The sequence below is a fragment of the Thermoleptolyngbya sp. C42_A2020_037 genome (assembly GCF_015272455.1).
Taxonomy (GTDB): Bacteria; Cyanobacteriota; Cyanobacteriia; order Elainellales; family Elainellaceae; genus Thermoleptolyngbya.
On sequence record NZ_JACYLP010000023.1, the window covers coordinates 1 to 21,854 of the forward strand.

Here is a 21,854-nt window from a genome sequence, read left to right on the forward strand (position 1 = left end):
CTCTTCGTTCTTCCCTCTTCGTTCTTCCCTCTTCGTTCTTCCCTCTTCGTTCTTCTCTCTTCGTTCTTCCCTCTTTTTCTGACTACGCAACGACAACTTGCGGCAGCGGCTCCTGAACGGGGGGAAGGGTGCGGCCGACGACGGGGGCGATCGCCCTCACCTTCTCCACAATTGCCACCATGTCGTCTAGCGAGAGGGCCTGCCGCGCATCGGAGACAGATTTTTCGGGGTCGGGGTGGCACTCGATAATCAACCCGTCGGCTCCAGCAGCGATCGCCGCCAAAGCGAGATTCGGCACCAGTTCGCGTTTTCCGGCGGCGTGGCTGGGGTCTACGATCACGGGCAGGTGGGTGATTTGCTTCAGCGCCACGACTGCCCCCAGATCCAGCACGTTGCGCGTGTAGGTGTCGAAGCTACGAATGCCCCGTTCGCACAGCATCACTTTCTCATTGCCGTGCGCCAGGATGTACTCTGCGGCCATGACAAATTCTTCGATTGTGGCGGCCAGACCCCGCTTCAGCAAAATTGGCTTGTCTACCTGACCCAGCGCCTTCAGCAGGTCAAAGTTTTGCATATTGCGGCTGCCCACTTGCAGCACATCGGCGTAGGCGGCAATTTCTTCGATCTGAGAAACCGCCATGACTTCGGTAACGACGGGCATTCCCGTGCGATCGCGCACTGCCGCCAAAATTTCTAGCCCTTCGCGTCCCATGCCCTGGAAATCGTAGGGCGACGTGCGCGGCTTGTAGACCCCGCCCCGCAGCGCCTGCACGCCCGCCACCGAAAGGCGACTGGCGACGGCATCCATCTGGGCGCGGCTTTCGACGGAACAGGGCCCGCCGATGAGGAGCAGTTCTGACCCGCCCGCCGAAACCTGGTCGGAAATCTGAATGACGCTACTGTGGCTGGGTTCGGTCTTAAGGGTCAGCTTTGCTTTTTGCATGGGAAGAATCTCCTGGTTAGACGTAAAAGATGAGAAGAGAACTAGACCGTAAATGGGAGCGAACTAAAATCCAAAACCTAAAATCTAAAATCCAAACCCCAAAATCTAAAGTCCAAAACAAAAACCCGGAACCTCTAGAGGCCCCGGGTCGCATGGTCGCATAATCGCGCATGACCAACTTACCCGGGGCGTTCCCTGGTCCCAAAAAAGTAAAAGTAAAAGTAGCGGGGCGTATGGCTCATGGGTTTGAACGTAAGTTGGGGATGCAATGGGAGACTAGCTGCTTAAGAAAGACCGCTTAAAATGCAAAAACCGCAGAGGTTGCGCTCTGCGGTTCACCCAAGGTTCCAGGTCAAGCTGGACTCACCCCAGGTGAACCTTGCTAAACCAAAAGTAAAAGTAGCGGACTTGAATCGACATAACAAAGCCTGATAGCTGTAGAAACAGGTTGCTCAGCGCAAGATGTTTGAAAACGAGATGCTTGCAAGTTGAACTCATTTCAACTTACCGCTAACTGTAACGAAGTTTGCAAAACCTCGTCAACCCCCAGCCTGAGAAATTTTGCCAAATTGTCAGGGTTTTATAGCCAGGATTTGAGGCTGCTAGGGATGTTACCTTATGTAAAGATGTAAAGAAACGCTGACGCGCATCATGTTTCCTGCCCAAACTCCAATCTTCAACTTCCAACCCTGAACTATGACAGCGGCGATCGCCCTTCAACACGTCACCAAGGTCTACGGCAATACGCCTGTGGTCAACGACCTGTCTTTTACGATTCAGCCGGGGGAAATCTTTGGGCTGCTGGGGCCCAACGGCGCGGGCAAGTCCACTACAATTCGCATGTTGACCACGCTGACGCGAATCACGAGCGGACGCATCGAAGTGGCAGGCTATGACGTAGCGCAGCAGCCCGTGCTGGTAAAGCGGCAAATTGGCGTGGTGCTGCAACAGATGAGCGTGGACATAGATCTGACCGTGTGGGAAAACATGGAGTTTCACGGGCGGATGCACCATATTCCCAATCCCCGCCGCCAGCGAGAAATTGACCGCTGGCTGGAGTATGTGGAACTGAGCGATCGCCGCAATGACTTGGTGAAAACGCTCTCTGGCGGCATGAAGCGACGTTTGCAAATCGCCCGTGCCCTGCTGCACGAGCCGCGCATTTTGTTCTTGGACGAGCCGACCGTCGGACTCGATCCGCAGACCCGTCGCCGCCTCTGGGAAATCATCAAAGGGCTAAACCAGCAGGGCATGACGATTTTGCTGACGACGCACTACATGGAAGAGGTGGAATATCTCTGTAGTTCCAGCTTTGGCAGCTACGCCGTGCCGAACCACATTGGCATTCTGGACGGTGGCAAGCTGATCGCCCTGGGCACGCTGGAGGAACTGCGCCGCCAGCACGGAGAAGGATTGGTGATGAAGCAAGCGGGCGATCGCTGGGATTACAAGTTCTTCCCCACGATGGACGAGGCCCAGGCCTTCTTTGAGGCACAGCCTCACAAAGCTGGGATGATGGTGCGCCCGTCCAATCTGGAGGATATCTTTGTGGAGCTAACTGGGCGCAACTTGGACTAGTATGCGGCGGGGTGCCCCCTTCGGGAAGCGTATTTCTTAGGGAACCAGTGCCAAACACGGCTCATCCTCTGGCACGCTGAGATCTACGCCTGGTTCACACAAATCCTCCGCCAGCGCCATTTCTACGGCCTCTGTGTCGCGGATGGCTTGTGTCATCACCTGACGGGCATCCCACCCCTGGTCAATCAGCCGCAGCCAGCGCTGAGCCTCGTTCCCGTCCCGCAAAATTTTATGGGCCGGCTGGAGGAAACAGCCAAAGCCGTGTTGCTTGGCCGTAGGCAGCGTTTCTTCTAGCAACAGGCTCACCCAATCCCGTGCCCGCAGCACCCGGCCGTCTTTCCAGTGCCGCAGTTCTGCATCCAGGCTGCTCTGGGCGGCGGCATTTTCATTAGCATCGGTCAACTCTACCAAATCGTCGGCCCGCGTCGCGCTGGGAAGTTCGCTTTGCACCAGCGGGTCGAGGTCAGGATTTTCCATGACCTGAAGAATCCGGGCTTCTAGCAGGGCGCAAATTGCCAGCAGCGCCACCGGGTCGCTCACCAAATCGCAAATGCGGAGTTCTAGTCGGTTGAGGCAATAGGGACGGCGATCGCCATTCGGCCGCACCGAACTCCACAGGTGGCGCACGTTTTGCATGGTGCCCAGCTTAAGCTGCTCATCCGTCCAGCGGATATAGTGGGCGTGGCTTTCAAACAGGGGCACTTCGCGGGGCGTTTTGGGGAACACGCGCCAGCGGCTAGAGTGGTTGCCCGTCGGCTGTCCGTCTAGAAATGGGGAAGCAGCACTCAGCGCCAGAAACAGCGGAGCCTCGGCGCGAATCAGGCGACAGGCCCGCATCAGCACCTCTGGATCAGCAATCCCCACGTTGATATGCACACTAGCCGTGACAACCGTTGTGCCGTAGGTACGCTCGATAAAGCTGTGGTAGGGGTTAGCTGGATCAGATCGGTGAAACTGGTCGCTGCCGCCCAGGGCTAGGGTGCTGCCAGGAATCAGCGTGTAGTTGCCCAGCCGCTTGAGAAACGATCGCAGCCGCAGCCGAGGACGAACCAGCTCACATAGCAGCCGCTCGTAGCGATGCAGCGGCGGCGTGGTGTATTCCACGTTGCGCGTGTCTGGTTCTCGCATAAACCCGTCTAGGGCAGCCACAATCTTGTCAGAGAATCCCACAATGTCGCCCTGGGGCGTGCCGGTGTACATCTCGATTTCAAAGCCCTTCGACAGCATCGGGTCTGCTCCCAGCGTAATGTTCTTGCGTACTTTCCTCAGTTTAGGGGTTTGGGGTTCGGGGTTGGAGAATCAGCCCAGGGTTTTCGGAGTAAGCCCTACCGCCGCTAATCCTCAAAATCCCAAATCTGGCGGGATGGGGCGACGGGCAGGAAAGGGGAAGAGGCGCTGAAAGTCCTCGTCGCGATCGCCCAGAGTTTCATAAAAGAAAAAGGCCACCCCAGCATAGTGGCGATCGCGCGTTTCCCTCACCTGCCGCTGAATCAGGCGAATCGGCGTGATGCGCCCCCTCAGCCCCGCCAGGATGCCAATACTGACGGGCAGATACTCCCGCGCCACCTGCACATCTGGTCGGTCTAGCTCCATCTCGAAGCGCCCTAGATCATTGCGATAGACCTGCACGATTAGCTCATCAATCAAGCCGCGCCGCTCCCAAGTGCCCCAGTCTTGCAAGTAGCGCTCGTAGGCAAACTCGCGGGGATTGGGCGACAGAGAAATAATCGCGTCGGGGTTTCGCGCCTTCACCTCGGCCACGATGCGGCGAAACAGGCGAGTAATATGGTTGGCTCGCCAGCGCACCCAGTCGGGGTCTTCGGGGTCGGCAGGCGGGTCTGCGCCGTTGTGTTCTGCCCGATAGAGCGCCACGGTGTAGGGGTCATAGCCCATTTCCACGGGCATCCCAAAGTGGTCGTCTAGCTGAATGCCGTCTACGCGATAGCGCTCCACCACTTCCGACAGCAGATTCACCATAAAGTCCTGCACGCCGGGATGGGCGGCATTGAGCCAGACGCGGGGTTCGTTGCCCTGCATCCAAACCTGCGTGCCGTCTTGCCGCTGGGTCAACCAGTCGGGATGCTGGGCCGCCAGTTCAGACCCCGCCGGAGCCATCAGCCCAAACTCAAACCAGGGAATCACCGCCATGCCCAGCCGACGACCTTCGACGACGACCTCGCCCAGCATGTCGCGCCCCTGCAAGCCAGGATAGGGATCGAGGGCAATCCCGAAGGTCGCCTGGGCAGTGGGGCTGGGATAGAGGGTGTAGCCACCGTTCCAGACGGTGGGATAAACCGTGTTGAAATGCAGGCGAGACAGGCGACGCAGCCCTACAACAAGGTTGCGGCTGGAAAACAGCACCTCGCTGTCGATATTGGTAAGCCAAACCCCGCGCAGTTCAACAGGTCTGAGATGACTGGTGGGGTTTGCCTGGGCGGAGGTGGTGATTCCCAGAAGGGCGATCGCCCCTGCCAAAGCTGCTCGATATCGCCGTTGCCAGTGTTTCCAGCCGTTGCCCATTAGTGCAATCTCTTTAAGTCGTGGATGGGGTGGGTGAATTGGAAAAATCTTGCAGAATCCTACCGCAGATTTACTTCGCCTCCATCCAGTTTTGTCCGGCGTGCATCTCCACTTTGAGCGGCACTTTCAGGTCAACGGCAGACTCCATCGCGGCGCGGATTTGCGGCTGCAAGTCGTCCCACTCGTCGGGATGCACTTCAAACACCAGTTCATCATGCACTTGCAGCAGCAGGTTGGCCCGACGATCCGTTAGCAGGTTGTGCAGCCGGATCATGGCGAGCTTGATGATGTCAGCGCTAGACCCCTGGATGGGTGCGTTGGCGGCAGCGCGGAGCAACTGTGCGTCGTACTGGTCGCGCAGGCGAATTTTATTGATGTCGATATCGCTGGGGTTTTGTCCTCGCAATGCCTTCAGGCTCTCGCTGCCAAAGTTGAAATAGCGGCGGCGACCGAGGATGGTTTCCACATACCCACGGGCGATCGCCTCTTGCTGCATCTGTTGCAAATAGCCGAACACACGAGAGTAGCGTTCATAGAAGCGATCGATAAACGTCTTTGCCTGGGCCTGGCTAAAGCCCGACTCTCGCGCAAACCGCTGTGCCCCCATGCCGTAAATCACGCCAAAGTTAATCGTCTTGGCCATCCGCCGTTCGTCCGGTGTGATGTCCTCTTTTTCAAACAGCAGTTGGGCGGTGACAGTATGCACATCGCCATTGTTCTGGTAGGTTTCAATCAGAATCGGCTCACCGCTCAAGTGCGCCAGGATGCGGAGTTCAATCTGCGAATAGTCGGCCGCCACCAGCAGCCAGCCCTCTGCCGGAATAAACGCCTTGCGAATCTGGCGGCTAAACTCGGTGCGAATCGGGATATTTTGCAAGTTAGGATTCGACGACGACAGCCGACCCGTTGCGGTCACCGTCTGGTTAAAGTCGGTATGCACCCGCTGTGTGTCAGGGCGCACCAGACTGGGCAGCGCGTCTACATAGGTCGATTTCAGCTTCGACAGGGTGCGATGCTCTTGGATTAAATCCACCACCGGATGGTCGCCCTGGAGCTTTTCCAGCGTAGACGCATCCGTAGAGTAGCCTGTGGCCCGCTTTTTGGACTTGCGCTTGTCCAGCCCCAGCGTGTCAAACAGCAGCACGCTCAGTTGCTTGGGCGAACCCAGGTTAAAGGTTTGCCCCGCTGCTTCGTAGGCCTGCTCCTCGATTCGCTTCAGGTCTTGCTCCAGGGCTTTGGAAAACGCCTTGAGATAGTCTTGGTCAATGCGAACGCCCGTGTATTCCATCTCTGCCAGCACGGGTTCGAGCGGCTGCTCCACCGTTTCCAGCAGTTCCGTCTGCCGGGGAATTTGTGCCAGTTCTGCCCGCAGTTGGGGGACGAGGTGAAACACAGAATAGACATCCGTGCCGCAATAGTTGGCGACCTTGGGAATGGAGACATCGGCAATGGTTTTGCCCTTGGGCACTAGGTCATCGTAGCTCTGAGCGTTCAGATTCAGATACTTGCGCCCCAGATCGGTCAGATTATGGCTGCCTTCGGGGTTCAGCACGTAGCTAGCCAGCATCGTGTCAAACACCACACCCGCTAGGTGAATGCCCTGACAGCGCAGAACCAGCCGATCGAACTTGGCATTTTGCAGGGCTTTGGGATAGTCTGCACTCTCCAAAATCGGGCGCAGCGCCTCTAGCACTATTGCCACATCCAGATTTGTCCCCTGGGCGTGCCCGGTGGGAATGTAGGCCACGTCCGCCTCGCCCGGCCCCCAGCAGCAGCCAATGCCCACCAGCACAGCATCGCGGGGTTCCAGGGCGGTCGTTTCCGTGTCCCAGGCGACGGGCGCGGCGGGGTCAGTGCAGGTTTGCAGCGTGTTCACCAGGGCGCTGAGCTTGTCGGGCGTGTCGATGATTTGCGGCTGAACGGGCGTGGTGGCGTAGCCCTGGAAGGTGGCAGTGTCTTCGGCGCTAAAGAACCAGAGATCGTCGTCTTCGGAGGGGGCTGGGGTGCTGGAGTGCTGGAGCGCTGGGGCGGCGTTTGGGGCACTAGGCTGCTGGGTCGCGCCATCACCAGAAAACTGGCTGTGGAGCTTTTGCAGGCGGTTGAGGAAGGAGCGGAATTCGAGCTTTTCTAGAAGCGGGACGACATCGGCATCGTCGAAGGCTTGCAGTTTGCAGTCTTCGGGGCGGAGGGCGAGGGGCACGTCCAGGTGAATTTGCGCCAGGTATTGCGAATGCAGGGCAGCATCGCGGCCCTCTTCTAGCTTTTTGCGGACGGCGCTTTTGATGCGGGGGTCGTCGAGGTGGCTATAGATTTCTGCGAGGGAGCCAAAGTCGGTCAGCAGAGAGACGGCGGTTTTGTCACCGATGCCCTTGACCCCAGGAATGTTGTCGGAAGCGTCGCCGCAGAGGGCTTTGTAATCGACCACCTGCTGCGGCGTAATGCCCATTTTGTCTTTCACTTGCTGCGGGCCGAACTCGCGGGGCGGGGGTGTGCCTTTGCCGAAGGTGGTGCTGAGGTAGAGGACGGTCAACTGCTCGTCGTCGATGAGCTGAAACAGGTCGCGATCGCCCGTCAGCACCTTCACCCGAAACCCGTCGGCCACGGCCTTGCGGCTGAGGGTACCGATTACGTCGTCGGCTTCGTAGCCCGGAACCGCGATGACGGGCAGCTTTAGCGCCTGCAAGAGTTCCTGCAAGTTGGACAAATCGGGCAGAAAATCTTCTGGCGCGTCGGGCCGTCCTTCTTTGTAGGTCTGGTCGGCTTCGTGGCGATAGGTCGGCTCGCCGGGGTCAAAGGCGATCGCCACATAGTCCGGCTTTTCCTGCTCCATTGTGTCCAGCAGCGCCTTCATAAACCCGAAGGAAACGCTGGTGGGAATGCCCGTTTTGGTTCGCAGCCCGCCGTCGCGGTTTTTGGCATGGGCGTAGTAGGAGCGGAAGGCGAGGGAGTGGCCGTCAACCAGGAGGAGCGTGGGCATGGGGTGGGTTACTCTTCTGCGTCGAGAATCTTTTTAGCTTCTAGCAGATCTTTCATGTGAACGTCTGTGGGCACGGGGTAGTGCAGATCGAGTTGTGAGAGGCGATCGCCAATAATCTCTGCCACCGCCAGCCGCGTAAACCACTTGTGATCCGCAGGAATAATGTACCAGGGCGCGTGTTCGGTGCTGGTGTGGGAAAACATCTCCTCGTAGGCCCGCATATAGTCGTTCCAAAGCCCCCGCTCCTTCACATCCGCCGCAGAGAATTTCCAGTTTTTCTCTGGTCGCTCGATGCGTTCCAGAAATCGCTTTTTCTGCTCTTCTTTGGACACATTTAGGAAAAACTTGAGGACAATAATGCCGTTGTTCACCAGATATTTTTCAAAGTTATTAATCTCCTCAAACCGCTGCTTCCAAATATTTTTCGTGAGGGCCGATTTGGGCAACTGCTGCTTTTGCAAAATTTCGGGATGCACCCGCACTACCAGCACTTCTTCGTAGTGCGATCGATTGAAGATGCCGATCCGTCCCCGCTCTGGCAGCGCCTTGAAGGATCGCCACAGGTAGTCGTGGTCGAGTTCCTCATCCGACGGTGCTTTAAAGCTGTAGACCTGGCAACCCTGGGGATTGACCCCCGACATGACGTGTTTGATTGTGCTGTCTTTGCCCGCCGCATCCATAGCTTGAAAGATCAGCAGCAGCGCATAGATATTTTGGGCGTAAAGGACATCCTGATATTTTGCCAGCCGCTCTACACCTTTTTTCAGCTTTTCCTGCGCCGCGGCTTTGTCAGTATAGTCTCCGGTATAGCCAGGGTCATAGTCTTTTTTCAAAGAAACTTTTGAACCGGGTTTAACAAGAAAGGGATCGTGATTCATGGCTTGATAAAAGTCGGCTAAAAAACTAGAAAACAGCATGAACTAGGGGCGATCGCTCCAGCCATTTTCCAATCACCCGTCTTGATCTGACGAGTCCTGAAATTATACAGGCAGCGCCCCAGTTTGACCTGAAGGCTTACAGCTTTGTTGCATTCTTTATCCGAAATTGGTCAGCCTGTAATACAGCGTTTGTAAAGCCAGTGAGGGAGGGGGATGGTCAAGCAGCCCTCGCTTCGTCAGGGCAGCGCGTGCCTCACTCCGCAAGAAAATGCTGTAAGGGGAGCGATCGCCCCAGTTCCTACCCTTGCCCCCCAAACTCGCGCAAAAAACAACCGAAAAATAGCTGAATTTCATCAAAAACTCAGCCAGCAAAGTGCTGAATATCAGCCATTTCTATGTTGACTGTAACGTTCGTCCTGGGAATTCTGGACATGGAACATTCGGACAACACGCCCTGTATCCAGCCCAACCTATGCAGCCAGCCGCCGCACATCTGAGAAACCCCATCACTAGCCTAGATCCAGCACAAAAGTTAGCCCTCCTAATCGACCACAGTCCTCTCGCGGTCATTGAGTGGACTCCCCAACTAGAGGTTGTTACTTGGAATACCACTGCGGAGCAAATTTTTGGATTTACGGCTGAGGAAGCGATTGGACACAGCGCCTATGAGCTAATCGTGCCTAGTGATCAACTTACAACCCTACAAAACATCATCCATCAACTGCTGACTCAGAAAACTAGCAGCCGCTGCACCCATGAAAACCTGACCCAAGCTGGAAATCGAATTTACTGCGAATGGTTTCACTCGCCCTTGTTGAACTCAGAAAATGAGGTTGTCGGTATCATCTCAAGGGTGATTGATATTACTGAAAATCGCAAACTTGCTCAGCAACTCCAAGATTCAAGGCAGTTCTTTCAAAATCTAATCAATAAGATTCCTGATGGAGTCTTGGTTAAGGACGAGGAATTTCGCTACGTGCTGGTCAACGATGCCCTCTGCAAACAGGTCGGCATGAGTCAGGAAGAACTGCTCAACAAAACTGACTACGATATTCTGTCAGCAGAACAAGCGGATCACATACGACGAACTGATGAGCAGGTGCTAGCTACAGGAATCCCCTCAATTGTTGAACTGCAAGCCACGCTACCTACCGGAGAAATTCGCGACTATCAAGATCATAAAACGCGATTTCAAGATGCTAGCGGTCGCTCATACATTGTTTTAGTTGCTCGCGATATTACAGAGCAAAAATACGCTAGCGCCAGCATAAAGTCATCTCAGCAGTTTTTGAATCGTGTGATTAATGGCTCTAGCGACCCAATTTTTGTCAAGGATGATGCACATCGCTATGTCTTAGTCAACCATGCTTTTTGCGAGTTTACTCAGATTGCCCGAGAAGAGATTCTAGGAAAAACCGACGATGAGTTTTTCCCGAAAGAACAGGTTGAGATCTTTTGGAAAAAAGATCGACAAGTTTTGGAGACGGGTGAAGAGAATATTAATGAAGAGGAACTGACACTTCCGAGCGGGGAGGTGCGTTTTCTTTCGACTCGCAAGAATCGTTTTCAAGATGCTGAGGGACGTTTTTGTGTAATTGGTACGATTCGAGATATTACCAGCCGCTATAGGACAGAGCAGATTCTACAGCAAAGCAAGAGAGAACTTGAGCAACAAGTTGCAGCACAGACAGCAGAGCTTCGACAAAAGGAAGAATTTTTGCGAAGCATTTACGAAGGTGCAAATCAAGGAATCTTCGTCTCAGATTTGGGAGATGACGGTCAGTATCGCTATGTGGATGCCAATTCATCGGCAATGCGAATGTTTGGAATCGCCGACAAGTCAGTGTTTCTCAACAAGACGACCGTAGAAGCCTTCGGTTCTGAAATGGGACAACTTTTTGAGTCACAGTTTAGAACCTGTGTAGAAGGTGGGGTTCCGATTTCTTACTATGAAACGATTCCCGCAGCAGATAGCAGGCAGCGGTATTTTTTGACGACTCTTTCGCCGCTGCGAAATGCGGTGGGTCAAATTTATCGCTTGGTAGGAACAACTGTTGAAGTTACTCAGTGGCGACTAGCAGAGAACGCTTTACGAGAAAGTGAAAATCGCTATCGTCGGTTGGTGGAAACATCGCAGGATTTGATCTGGTCGTGCGATCGCCAGGGTCGTTTTACGTTTGTCAATACTGCTGCCAGACAAATTTTGGGCTATCTGCCAGAGGAGATGATGGGTCGGCCCTTCACTGATTTCTTGGAACCTAATCAGCATCAGGCTCACTTGGCTGCGTTCCAGGCAACGCTGATGGGGTCTTCGGTGTTGAATTATGAGTCTCGCTATATCGCAAAGGATGGGCAATTCGTGACGCTTTTGTTTAGTGCAGTAGCGCTACGCGATGAGGACGGGTATATCTTGGGCACGACAGGAACTGCTAAGGACATTACGGCACAAAAGCAAGCAGAACAGGAGCGATCGCGCCTAATAGAAATTCTGGAAGCCAGCCCCGACTTGATCGGCACGACCACTCCCGATGGAAAGCCCTTCTACATGAATCGGGCTGGTCGTCAACTGGCTGGCATCGCGCCCAATGCCCCCCTGACTGATTACTTCATCGCGAGCTTTCATCCTGCTTGGGCCATAGAGCGCATTCTGCAAGAGGGGATTCCTACTGCTGTTGAGAAGGGCGTGTGGATTGGCGAAACGGCTGTCCTGGCTCATAACCAGGAAGAGATTCCCGTTTCGCAACTGATTATTGCCCACAAAAACGCCGAAGGGCAGGTCGATTACCTATCTACGGTAATGCGCGACATCCGTGAGTTTCGTCAGGCCGAGGCGGCGCTGCGAGAGAGCGAGGAGCGATTCCGCCTGGTGGCTGAGCAAACTGGGCAGCTCATTTACGACTATGACTTCAGCACGAGGGAAATTCGCTGGGCGGGGGCGATCGCCCAGATGACCGGCAACACACCAGAGGAATTTCAGCATGTGGATATTGCAGCCTGGGAGCAACGCATCCACCCCGAAGACCGTATGTGGGCTACAGCGCTATTCAAAGAATCCGTGCGTCAGAAGCAGCTCTTCTTCGCAGAATACCGATTCCTTCAAGAAAATGGTCAATATATCTACGTAGAAGACCGTGGCGTTCCACTGTGTAACGCAGAAGGAGCCGTATCTCGCATAGTAGGAACCATGAGCAACATCACCGAGCGCAAGCAGGCTCAGCTAGAGCTAGAGCGCTCCGAAGCCACCCTCCGCCAGCGCAGCGAAGAACTCCAGGACGCGCTGCAACAGCTTCAGCGCACCCAGTCGCAGATGATTCAAGCCGAAAAAATGTCCAGCCTGGGGCAACTGGTGGCCGGCGTAGCCCATGAAATTAACAACCCCGTGAACTTTATCTACGGCAACCTGTCTCATGCCAGCGGCTATACGCAAGACTTGCTGGGGCTGCTAGACCTGTATCAGAAGCACTATCCCACCCCCCATCCCGAAATTCAGGACGAGGCTGAGGCCATCGACTTGCCCTTTGTGTTGGAAGATTTGCCCAAACTCATTGCCTCTATCCGCGTTGGGGCAGAGCGCATTCAAAAAATCGTCGCGTCGCTGCGAACCTTTTCCCGCATGGACGAAGCCGAGTTCAAATCCGTAGACATTCACGACGGCATCGACAGCACGCTGATGATTTTGCAAAATCGGCTCAAGGGCAAGAGCGATCGCCCCGAAATCTGCATCCTCAAGGAATACGGCAATTTGCCCCACGTTGAGTGCTATGCAGGACAGCTCAATCAGGTGTTTATGAACATTCTCAGCAATGCCATCGATGCGCTTGAAGAGGCGATGGCCCAGCCCAACAGCCCATTTCAGGACAAAAAACGTAAACCCAGCATCAAGATTCGCACCGATTTGCTCAACGGGCAGTGGGTGTTTATCCGCATTTCTGACAATGGTTCTGGCATTCCCGCAGCCGTTCGGCAGCGGCTATTCGACCCGTTCTTTACCACCAAGGCCGTTGGCAAGGGCACGGGCATGGGGCTATCGATCAGCTACCAGATTGTGACCGAGCGCCACAGCGGAACGCTAGAGTGCCACTCGGAACCGGGCAACGGGGCAGAGTTTGTGATTAAGATTCCTGTGAAACAGGCAGCCAACGCTCAGTCAAACTGAACAGGCGAATCAGCGGAGCAGTTCTAAATCTTGAATGTTGCTCCCAGACCTTGGACTGGCAACTTTAGATTGCTAATCTGGGAGGCTGAAAGGCTTGCATCGATTGAAAGCGATTGAATCTGTAGCGCTGTTTTCGAGAATTGATATGAGGTGATAAATTTACGACCCCCTCGCGCATCTTGGTACGGCATTTTTGCGGCTAGTGAGATATACAGAAATGCTGTACAGCATTTTCTTGCGGGGTGAGGCACATGCTGCCCTCACGAGGCAAGGACTTATTAACCATCCGTGTGCCTCACTAGCTTCAAAAACGCTGTATCTGACTCTTCTTAGCAGCAGCCGTAAAAAATTTACCTGCAAAAGGTGCAGTAAAAATCCCAAGTTCGCAGTTTGCTATCGTTTGCTATCTTTCGACTGGGCAAGATAGTTTGAAAGAGAGCTTTAGCGTGTGGAAGAGGAGCAAATTGTGAATCGGGATCAGTCGAGTTTATTACAAAACTTGCCGCAAAACCTGCGATTGACTGGGCACATAACTAAGCAAACAAGCTTGCGGTTCGGACGGGACAGACTCCACTGGAATGGGTCAAGCAGGGCGAGAAGTTTAATTGGAGTGCTGGTGCTGGGGGCGATCGCCCTCCTTTCCTCTCCTGCTGCCAGCCATCCCGCCGCTGAAGCCTATCCCGTTTCCACCAGTGGCCCGACCTCCGGTCAAGCGATTCCCACTGCTCCCCTGCCGATTTATTACAACACGACGCTGCCGGAGCTACCGCCGCTGTGGGATGTGGAGCAGTTCACGCCCGCACCCCGCACCAAAGCGACCCATCTCGTCCTCAGCATCAGCCAGCGGCGCGTGTTTGCCTATCAATACGACACCATGTTAGGCAGCTTTCCGGTTGCGGTTGGCAAGCCCAGCACTCCCACGCCAACGGGCGAGTTCACCATTTTTGAAATGATCGAAGACCCGACCTGGCAGAACCCCTGGACAGGCGAAATTCGCCAGCCAGGAGCAGACAGTGCCCTGGGCTTACGCTGGATCGGCTTTGCAGAACTGCCCAACGGCGTGATCGGTTTCCACGGCACGCCGACGGTTTCCTCCATCGGGCAGGCGGCATCCAACGGCTGCGTCCGGCTGCGAAACGAAGACGTGCTAGCGCTCTATGCCCTAGTAGAAGTGGGAACGCCCGTGCGCGTAGAGCCGTAATCCGCCATCGCCTCAGGAGCCTGAACTCGCCAGACCGTCCTCTAGCTTGAGCGGATTGGCGCGGCTAAATCGCCAGGGCAGGATAATCGCCGCGACGGTCAGCCCCAGGGCCAGCCCCCACCACAGACCGACTGCTCCCAATCCCGCCTGGATACCCAGCCAGTAGCCGCTGGTCAGCCCTACGCCCCAGTAGGCAAGCAGCCCAATCAGCATGGGAACTTGCGTATCCTTCAGTCCCCGCAGTGCGCCCGTCGCCGTGACCTGGATGCCGTCTACCAGTTGGAACATAGCCGCTACCCAGAGCAGCTTTTTGGCAAGTTCTACCACTTCCCTGTTGGCCGGGTCGCGCACGTCGATATAAAGCGACACGATGGTTTCCGGCATCAGCCAGAAAATCAGCGCCATGATGGCCATAAATAGACTGCCCATGCCAATGCCCAGATATCCGGCCAGCTTGGCCAAAGGAAACTGGCGCTGGCCGAGGCGTTGACCGACGAGGACGGTCGTGGCAAAGGAAATCCCCAGCGGAATGGTGAACGTGACGGCGGCCGTTTGCAGCGCCACCTGATGGGCCGCCAGCGGCACGGTTCCCAGTTGCCCGATCAGAAACGTGGTAACGGTAAACAGGCCCACCTCGATGGCAGCCAGAATGCCGATGGGTAGGCCAATTCGCACCAGTTCCCGAAACAGCTTGGGGTCAAACCGATGCAGATGGCTCAGGAGGGCGTAGGGACGCAGCGACGCTTGCCGCAGGATGTAAAGGGCGATCGCCCCAAACATGCTCCACAGCGAAATCGCGCTAGCCCAGCCAATGCCCGCCAGCCCCAACTGCGGCAGCCCAAACTTGCCCAGCGTCAGCGCATAGTTCAGCGTCATGTTGATCAGCATTCCGCCCAGCATGATCAGGATGATCGGCCGGGGGCGCGACAGGGCCGACACGGTGCTTTTCAGCGCCGCAAAGCCCACACCGGGGAGATAGCCGAGGGCGATCGCCCGCAAGTAGGGCCGCCCCAGATCCAGCATCTCTGCCGACTGCCCCGTGCGGCTCAGCACCGCGTCGCCGTGCCAGATCAGCACCGTCATGGGAAGACTCAGCAGCAGCGCCAGCCAGAGTCCTTGCCGATTAACCGCGCCGACCCGCTGTGGATTATTTGCCCCGTAGGCCTCCGCCGCCAGCGGGCTGACCGCCGCCACGATCGCCCCGCCCAGCAGCAGCAGCGCCACAAAATAGGTCGCACACAATCCGCCCGCCGCTAGCGACTCGCTGCCCAGCCGACCCATCATCACCGTATCGACAAAGCCCGTCGCCGACTGCGACAGTTGCGCTCCTGCCAGCGGCAGCGCCAGCCAAAATAACTCCCGCGATTCGGCTGAAATCGTGTTTTTCGTAAGCCAGGGTTTCATAGGTTTGAGGGATTCGGGTTTCAGAGATTCGGAGATTTTGGAAATTGCGGAAATTCTGGAAATTTCAAAGATGGGGAGGTCGAGCAATGGCCGCCGTCGGGTGAATAGAAGCCGGGAAGAGTTGGGCGCAAGCGTCACGGATCAGGGCCTTCAGTCCTGACGCTTGCGTTTCCGCCTCCTAGCAGCCTACCAGCGATGAATCGGTGGCACGAGGCTGCGGGCGGTGTGAGTCGAGCGGCTAGAGGGGCGATTGTACCGAGATTCCAACCAGGCACGGAGTTCTGTACCCGTGTGGCAGCGGACGCGATCGCCCGTCACCGGGTCATGGGCACACCACCAGCTTTCCCCATTGCGATCGCGCTCGAACCAAACACGCGGTTCGCCAGGGTCGCCTGCATAGCTCAGGAGAGGACTCAATAGATGATCCAGCAAGCTGTCCCAGAGCCTTGCCCAGCGAGATCTGCGGGAACAACTGCCGTCAATTGCCAGACTGGTTGCAGAACCCGGCTTCGGCTCTAGGTCGCCGGGTTTATGAATCGTTTTCATGAGAAAGACTCCAGGGGTGAATGGTGAGATGAAGGGGCGACTTTGGGCACGGTGCAGCAAAAGCCAGCTTGCCTGCCCGTCGCTGTAGTTAAATCGGGTCAAACCTCAAACCGGGTCAAACCATCGCCATCCGTCGAGGGAAATGCTGATCTGCACCCTCAGAGGAGGCAAAATCAGCGGGTTGGAGCCTTGGCAAACACCACTAGGGCGATCGCGCTGCGGAGTTGTAGAGAGTATCAGGAACCTATTGCGGGCACTGCATGTGCTGCGAAACCTGGCTCACGCTACGGTGGCAAGGCTCGACCAGCGAAGCACCAGAGGTAACCGCGATGCGGCCGGTAAAGGCATCAACCAGAGTTTGAACGGGGGCGAACATTAGAGCATGAGCTAGGGCGATCGCCCGCTTTTGGCAAACCAAACTCACCCTGCCCGTTCCAACAACTGTTCCAGTAACCGTTCCGACAAGTGTTCCTATAACTGTTCCGGCAACTGCTCTAGCAACTATTCTGGCAACTGCCCCAACGCCGACTCCTCAACCGCCCGCCTATAAACCAACCTGCGGGCACGGCGGATGAAGCGCCAAACCGTGTCTAAAACCGGAAGCAAATGCAGGTCAGAGAAGCCTCTAGACCTGGCTAAATCTTGAAGTCGCCTGAGGGGACGCAGGGCCCAGCGATCCCAAACAAAACGCTGAACCATTGCACGGACTATTCGCGGGCTATCCGCAATGGGCAAACTCCTCCGCGCCCTTTAGCCCAGAGGCTTTGAAAAGGGCTTTGGAAAAGCTTGCTGCGCCCCAGCGGCCGCTTCGTCGCATCAGCAGCCCCGGCTGCATTCCGCGTGGGGGGCTGAGCAACTGCCGCAGAATGGGCAACTGCCGCAAAATCTGAATGATCAGAAAGATCTGAACTTTAGTTTGGAGACGTTGGGACTGGCCGGCGACAAAAGCAACCACAACGACTCGAATATTTGGAATGGTACGAACGCCGCTGTGTTTGAGCATCTGCTTTGCCTCCTCTAGCCAAGCTGTCAGAAGTGTCGTGCCTATCGTAGGGCGATCGCCCCAATCCTTACCTCACCTACCTGGCTCACCCGATTGGGTGAACGGGAATCAGGTAAAAGGGGACGGCGTGGAACAACCCGCAGATCCCTCAGCTAGAACCATTAGAACCATCCAGGACTTACGCACTTGCGATAAGTTTTCTAGGTTTTGGACGATTGCTCGCGGGCTGCGCCCGCGAGAAATCGTCCAACTGCGTAAGTCCTACCATCAATTTTTTCCTGGGGCCAACTCAGGAAAGCTCAATAGTTTTGATGTCTGAAATCCCCTGGCGCAGCCGTTGGGGCAACTGTGGAGAACGACGGATTGCTAAAATGAACCCTTGGGTGATCAGCCCAGTTCTCAACCCCAAGCTAGTTCTCAACCTCTAACCCTGAGCCATGCCCACAACGGAACGTCGCCTGCTGCTGGATTTTGAAAAACCTCTGGTCGATTTGGAAGAGCGCATCCTGCAAATCCGCAACTTGGCGGAGGAAAGCGAGGTGGACGTGTTTGACCAGATTCAAAAGCTAGAGGAGCGGGCCGATCAGCTCCGGCAGGAGATTTTTCAAAACCTGACTCCGGCGCAGCGACTCCAGGTGGCGCGGCATCCTCGCCGACCCAGCACGCTGGACTATATTCAGGCCATGACCGATGAATGGATCGAACTGCATGGCGATCGCCTGACGGGGACAGACGATCGGGCGCTGGTGGGCGGCATTGGGCGGCTGGACGGACGGCCCGTGGTGCTGCTAGGGCATCAAAAGGGGCGTGACACAAAAGACAACGTAGCGCGCAATTTTGGCATGGCCTCGCCGGGGGGCTATCGCAAGGCAATGCGGCTGATGAACCACGCCAATCGGTTTGGGATGCCCATTCTGACGTTTATCGACACGCCGGGGGCCTATGCGGGGCTGGAGGCAGAGCGGCTGGGCCAGGGGGAGGCGATCGCCTATAACCTGCGCGAAATGTTTCGACTGGACGTGCCGATCCTCTGCACTGTCATCGGCGAGGGCGGTTCGGGCGGGGCGCTGGGCATTGGCGTGGGCGATCGCCTGATGATGTTCGAGCATTCGGTCTACACGGTCGCCAGCCCCGAAGCCTGCGCCGCCATCCTGTGGAAAGACGCAGCCAAATCGCCTCAGGCGGCGGAGGCGCTACGGATTACCGCCCAAGATTTGAAACAGCTTGGCATTCTGGATCAAATCTTGCCGGAGCCGCTGGGCGGGGCCCACGCTAACCCGCTCCAGGCCGCCGCCACCCTCAAGGCCGCCATCCTAGAAAACCTGGCCCAGCTTGATAGCCTCACCAACGCCCAGCGGCGTGACCTGCGTTACCAAAAGTTTCGCAAGATTGGAATCTTTCAGGAGATGTCGGCTTGAGCGAGTGGAAGGAGTTGGGGAGGCTGAACTGATAGGCCCAGCCCCTCGATTTCTGAATGAACCTGGAGCCAGACGGCAGGACGGATTTGCCCACTACTCCCTTTGACAAAATCAGTTAGCGTAGCAGAGGAAATTGGTCGAGTCTGGTTTATGAGTGTTAAAATCAAATCCGTAACATTTTTTAATATGTTGGAGCCGATTCTGGTGTGTAGCGCTTAATACTCGTTAATAGGGCCCTGTTTCGGTCATGCTAATCATAGGCATTAGGGCTTGGCTTTGATTTGGATAGAGTTATTGCTGATGGATTCGGTCTGGCTTCTGGACACTCGCCGTGCGATCGCCTCACTGCAATGCCTGATGGCACGGATTAGCCAGATGCCGCCTCATCCAAGACCCACGCCTGACTTGAGCTCAGGACTCTTTGACGCTAGCAATCCAGTTTTCTAACTTTTTTAACTCACCTGCTAACCCAACTGCTTTTAACCAATCGTTCCTTTAATCAACCGCTTCATACCGCTGCTTGGAACTGGAGTTTCTCCCAGTTCGCTACCCACCTGCGATTTTAAGTTTTGGCTACAGGCTGGCTTAACCATTGTTTTTTTCTATTCCATTCACGCTGATCCATCAGTTCAGGATTTTACGCATGTCTCACGCTCTTCCCACCCGCGCCCTGATCACCGGAGCCAGTCGGGGCATTGGCGCAGCCACGGCGATCGCCTTTGCCAAAGCGGGGGTAAACCTAGCTCTGGTGGCCCGCTCCGCCGAATCGCTGGAGCCAGTTGCCGCTGCGGCCCGGGAACTGGGTGTAGAGGCCAACAGCTACCCCATTGACCTGGAAGTTTTGGATCAGGTTGCCGAAAAAATTGGGGCGATCGCCACTGCCAGCCCCATCGACATTCTGGTGAACAATGCCGGAATCGGCTACACCGGAGACTTGCTGACGACTCCCCTCGCCGACTGGCAGCGGGTGATCAATCTCAACCTCACCAGCGCCTTTCAGTGCATTCAGGCTGTGCTGCCAACCATGCGCGATCGCGGCCAGGGTGTGATTATCAACATCGCCTCCATCGCGGGCTATCAAGCTTTTCCCGGATGGGGAGCCTACAACGTCAGCAAGGCGGGGCTAATCGCCCTATCCAAAACCCTGGCAGCCGAGGAGCGCTCCCACGGGATTCGCGTCGTCACCTTTTCGCCCGGATCGGTCAATACGCCAATCTGGGACACCGATACGGTGCAAGCCGACTTCGATCGCTCTCGTATGCTCACTGCCGACGTGGTCGCCCAGTCGATTGTGCATACTGCCCTGCTCCCCCCTGGTGCAGTGATTGAAGAAATCACGCTGGTTCCCAGTGCGGGAGCCTTGTGAAGATCCGAGCCAGCCCCCAAGCAGCACGGTTTTACCGAGACTGCTTTACCGGGACTGCTTTACAGAGAGATTGCTGAACAAGCCGTTCGGCACTGGCTGATTCTCTCAACAGTTTCATTGTTTTCTTTGGAGAGTTCATCCCAAGACCTATGACGATTGCTTCTTCTAACGGATTTACGAACGGATCTAATGGAGCCAACTCCTCACCCACTAAGATTGATACACCCAAGCAGGGCGAAACACTAACCCTGGAAGTGCGCCCCGATCGCACGACCTCCTATGCCCAAGAGCATACCGAAGTGTCGCAAGAGGACATGATCGACGCAGTGCGAACGATGCTGCTGGGCGTAGGCGAAGACCCGGAGCGGGAAGGCTTGCTCAAGACCCCCAAGCGAGTCGCCGAAGCCATGCGCTTTCTCACCAGTGGCTATAACCAGTCGCTCGAAGAACTGGTGAACGGCGCAATTTTTGACGAAGGACATAACGAAATGGTGCTGGTGCGCGATATCAACGCCTTCAGCCTGTGCGAACACCACATGCTGCCCTTCATGGGTCGAGTTCATGTCGCCTACATCCCCAATCAAAAAGTGGTGGGGCTGAGCAAGCTGGCCCGCATCGTGGAAATGTATTCTCGCCGCCTCCAGGTGCAAGAACGCCTAACTCGTCAGATTGCCGAAGCGGTGCAAACGATTCTGGAACCCCAGGGCGTGGCGGTGGTCATGGAAGCGACTCATATGTGTATGGTGATGCGCGGGGTGCAAAAGCCCGGTTCCTGGACAGTCACCAGCGCCATGCTGGGTGTGTTCCAGGAAGATCAGCGCACGCGAGAAGAATTCCTCAGCTTGATCCGCCATCAGCCCGCCTTTTTCTAGAATCCAGGCTCTAGAATACGGAACTTAGGGCTTGATCCTGGTTCCTAAAAACAGTTGCATTACTCGAAGTTGGGTAGTACTATTGAACTAACCAACTTCTTGCCACAGTCGGTTTTTGCTCAGGCAGAGGCCGACTTTATTTTTCCGTTTTCGCTCTCGTTTCTGCGCCTGCCTGCTGCCTTACACCTGCTTCTTTTCAAGGGTAGGCAAAGTCAGCATCCTAGCTCCTTTTTCGTCAGTTTTGCGGCTCGTTCCTGCTCTCAGATTTTCAACAAACCCTGATTCCTGGCAACCCTCAATTCCCGACAAGCCAATGAGCATTGAGCAAACAACCCAACTCATCCAACTGATTTTGAACAGCGTGCTGATGGTGGCGGTGGGGGCGGCAGTGTGGCTGGGGTTGATGCTGCGCTGGGTGTGGTTGGATAGTCTGCTGCGGGGGGCAGGGGGAGAGGTGCTGCGAGATGAGATGAAGGGATTGGGCGATCGCCCCTGGCGGTTGGAACAGTCGTGGGGACGGGGGGCCTATCGATCACTGCTGGCGCTGCGGCGGAGCAATCGCCGTCTCAAGCGACACCACCAGATGGTTGCCGTAAGCCTGCTAGTCGCCCACGGATCGCTGCTACTGTTGGTTTCCAGCACGCTGCTGTTGGCCTTGCGGACGCTGGTGCAGGCGAACTGGCTGATTCAGCTTTCGCTGGGGGTGTTTGTGCTGGGGGTCGGCGGGGTGCTGCTGGCGCTGGGGCTTTGCCTAACTGATTGGGCAATGACAGAGGAGCGTGGGACAGTTGAGCGCGGCATGGTGCGCCCGCAGCGCGGCGAGATGAAGCTGTCCCTAAGGCGATCGCCCCGACGGGCAATCGTCGCTCTAGAGGAAACCCTGCGGGACAAGGGCAGCAAGTCTACTCTTCCAGAATTTCTACCCGATCTTCGATAGGGATACCAAAAGCGCGAGCAATTTTATAAACGGCGGTACAGGAGATGCGGTGCTG

The 21,854-nt window shown here is 55.9% G+C and carries 17 protein-coding genes; 7 read left to right on the plus strand and 10 right to left on the minus strand.

Features of this window, described 5'->3' with window-relative positions; all coding sequences use genetic code 11:
- Positions 1-82: 82 nt before the first annotated feature.
- A complete protein-coding gene (aroF, locus tag IGS16_RS06895; protein ID WP_297084483.1) occupies positions 83-943 on the minus strand; it encodes a 3-deoxy-7-phosphoheptulonate synthase in 861 nt (286 codons plus the stop codon).
- 696 nt (positions 944-1,639) lie between these two features.
- Between aroF and IGS16_RS06900 the strand changes: the two genes are divergently transcribed.
- Positions 1,640-2,521 (plus strand): ABC transporter ATP-binding protein, encoded by an 882-nt coding sequence (locus IGS16_RS06900; protein WP_297084484.1) that lies wholly within the window; start codon positions 1,640-1,642, stop codon positions 2,519-2,521.
- A 36-nt stretch (positions 2,522-2,557) separates the two neighbouring features.
- Here the strand turns inward: IGS16_RS06900 and gshA are convergent, their stop codons facing one another.
- From gshA to IGS16_RS06920, 4 genes are all read right to left on the minus strand, one after another.
- The gene (gene gshA, locus IGS16_RS06905; RefSeq protein ID WP_297084486.1) at positions 2,558-3,748 is read right to left on the minus strand and encodes a glutamate--cysteine ligase; all 1,191 of its coding nucleotides are present in this window, start codon (positions 3,746-3,748) and stop codon (positions 2,558-2,560) included.
- Positions 3,749-3,862: 114 nt separating this feature from the next.
- Positions 3,863-5,041, minus strand: coding sequence for a family 10 glycosylhydrolase (locus IGS16_RS06910; protein WP_297084487.1), 1,179 nt, complete (start codon positions 5,039-5,041; stop codon positions 3,863-3,865).
- A 70-nt stretch (positions 5,042-5,111) separates the two neighbouring features.
- Complete coding sequence (gene polA, locus IGS16_RS06915) at positions 5,112-8,018, minus strand: DNA polymerase I (RefSeq protein ID WP_297084489.1); 2,907 nt, start codon at positions 8,016-8,018, stop codon at positions 5,112-5,114.
- 8 nt (positions 8,019-8,026) lie between these two features.
- Positions 8,027-8,896, minus strand: coding sequence for a polyphosphate kinase 2 family protein (locus tag IGS16_RS06920; protein WP_277775236.1), 870 nt, complete (start codon positions 8,894-8,896; stop codon positions 8,027-8,029).
- Between the two features lie 472 nt (positions 8,897-9,368).
- Here IGS16_RS06920 and IGS16_RS06925 point away from each other — a divergent pair, with 472 nt between their 5' ends.
- Both IGS16_RS06925 and IGS16_RS06930 read left to right on the plus strand, forming a co-directional pair.
- Positions 9,369-13,052 (plus strand): PAS domain S-box protein, encoded by a 3,684-nt coding sequence (locus IGS16_RS06925; RefSeq protein ID WP_297084493.1) that lies wholly within the window; start codon positions 9,369-9,371, stop codon positions 13,050-13,052.
- Positions 13,053-13,662: 610 nt separating this feature from the next.
- A complete protein-coding gene (locus IGS16_RS06930) occupies positions 13,663-14,253 on the plus strand; it encodes a L,D-transpeptidase family protein (protein WP_297084495.1) in 591 nt (196 codons plus the stop codon).
- Between the two features lie 12 nt (positions 14,254-14,265).
- On the opposite strand, the gene IGS16_RS06935 is transcribed toward IGS16_RS06930, so the two are convergent.
- The 5 genes from IGS16_RS06935 to IGS16_RS06955 all read right to left on the minus strand — a co-directional run bounded on the left by IGS16_RS06935 (position 14,266) and on the right by IGS16_RS06955 (position 17,206).
- Positions 14,266-15,657, minus strand: a complete 1,392-nt coding sequence (locus IGS16_RS06935; protein ID WP_297084497.1) for an MATE family efflux transporter — start codon at positions 15,655-15,657, stop codon at positions 14,266-14,268.
- Positions 15,658-15,843: 186 nt separating this feature from the next.
- Positions 15,844-16,305, minus strand: coding sequence for a hypothetical protein (locus IGS16_RS06940; protein WP_297084498.1), 462 nt, complete (start codon positions 16,303-16,305; stop codon positions 15,844-15,846).
- A 142-nt stretch (positions 16,306-16,447) separates the two neighbouring features.
- The gene (locus IGS16_RS06945; protein ID WP_297084500.1) at positions 16,448-16,627 is read right to left on the minus strand and encodes a hypothetical protein; all 180 of its coding nucleotides are present in this window, start codon (positions 16,625-16,627) and stop codon (positions 16,448-16,450) included.
- 77 nt (positions 16,628-16,704) lie between these two features.
- Positions 16,705-16,902 (minus strand): hypothetical protein, encoded by a 198-nt coding sequence (locus IGS16_RS06950; RefSeq protein ID WP_297084502.1) that lies wholly within the window; start codon positions 16,900-16,902, stop codon positions 16,705-16,707.
- Positions 16,903-16,921: 19 nt separating this feature from the next.
- Positions 16,922-17,206, minus strand: coding sequence for a hypothetical protein (locus IGS16_RS06955; protein ID WP_068508949.1), 285 nt, complete (start codon positions 17,204-17,206; stop codon positions 16,922-16,924).
- 437 nt (positions 17,207-17,643) lie between these two features.
- Here IGS16_RS06955 and IGS16_RS06960 point away from each other — a divergent pair, with 437 nt between their 5' ends.
- From IGS16_RS06960 to IGS16_RS06975, 4 genes are all read left to right on the plus strand, one after another.
- Positions 17,644-18,624 (plus strand): acetyl-CoA carboxylase carboxyltransferase subunit alpha, encoded by a 981-nt coding sequence (locus IGS16_RS06960; protein WP_297084506.1) that lies wholly within the window; start codon positions 17,644-17,646, stop codon positions 18,622-18,624.
- A gap of 643 nt (positions 18,625-19,267) precedes the next feature.
- Entirely contained in the window at positions 19,268-19,990 is a 723-nt protein-coding gene (locus tag IGS16_RS06965) for an SDR family oxidoreductase (protein ID WP_297084508.1), read from the plus strand.
- Positions 19,991-20,139: 149 nt separating this feature from the next.
- A complete protein-coding gene (folE, locus tag IGS16_RS06970) occupies positions 20,140-20,862 on the plus strand; it encodes a GTP cyclohydrolase I FolE (RefSeq protein WP_297084510.1) in 723 nt (240 codons plus the stop codon).
- A gap of 313 nt (positions 20,863-21,175) precedes the next feature.
- Positions 21,176-21,799, plus strand: coding sequence for a hypothetical protein (locus IGS16_RS06975; RefSeq protein WP_297084512.1), 624 nt, complete (start codon positions 21,176-21,178; stop codon positions 21,797-21,799).
- Positions 21,800-21,854 lie beyond the last annotated feature (55 nt).

Coding starts and splice junctions, on each gene's coding strand:
- aroF (WP_297084483.1), bottom strand. CDS start 943: ATGCAAAAAGCAAAGCTGACCCTTAAGACCGAACCCAGCCACAGTAGC.
- IGS16_RS06900 (WP_297084484.1), top strand. CDS start 1,640: ATGACAGCGGCGATCGCCCTTCAACACGTCACCAAGGTCTACGGCAAT.
- gshA (WP_297084486.1), bottom strand. CDS start 3,748: ATGCTGTCGAAGGGCTTTGAAATCGAGATGTACACCGGCACGCCCCAG.
- IGS16_RS06910 (WP_297084487.1), bottom strand. CDS start 5,041: ATGGGCAACGGCTGGAAACACTGGCAACGGCGATATCGAGCAGCTTTG.
- polA (WP_297084489.1), bottom strand. CDS start 8,018: ATGCCCACGCTCCTCCTGGTTGACGGCCACTCCCTCGCCTTCCGCTCC.
- IGS16_RS06920 (WP_277775236.1), bottom strand. CDS start 8,896: ATGAATCACGATCCCTTTCTTGTTAAACCCGGTTCAAAAGTTTCTTTG.
- IGS16_RS06925 (WP_297084493.1), top strand. CDS start 9,369: ATGCAGCCAGCCGCCGCACATCTGAGAAACCCCATCACTAGCCTAGAT.
- IGS16_RS06935 (WP_297084497.1), bottom strand. CDS start 15,657: ATGAAACCCTGGCTTACGAAAAACACGATTTCAGCCGAATCGCGGGAG.
- IGS16_RS06950 (WP_297084502.1), bottom strand. CDS start 16,902: ATGGTTCAGCGTTTTGTTTGGGATCGCTGGGCCCTGCGTCCCCTCAGG.
- IGS16_RS06955 (WP_068508949.1), bottom strand. CDS start 17,206: ATGCTCAAACACAGCGGCGTTCGTACCATTCCAAATATTCGAGTCGTT.
- IGS16_RS06960 (WP_297084506.1), top strand. CDS start 17,644: ATGCCCACAACGGAACGTCGCCTGCTGCTGGATTTTGAAAAACCTCTG.
- IGS16_RS06965 (WP_297084508.1), top strand. CDS start 19,268: ATGTCTCACGCTCTTCCCACCCGCGCCCTGATCACCGGAGCCAGTCGG.
- folE (WP_297084510.1), top strand. CDS start 20,140: ATGACGATTGCTTCTTCTAACGGATTTACGAACGGATCTAATGGAGCC.
- IGS16_RS06975 (WP_297084512.1), top strand. CDS start 21,176: ATGAGCATTGAGCAAACAACCCAACTCATCCAACTGATTTTGAACAGC.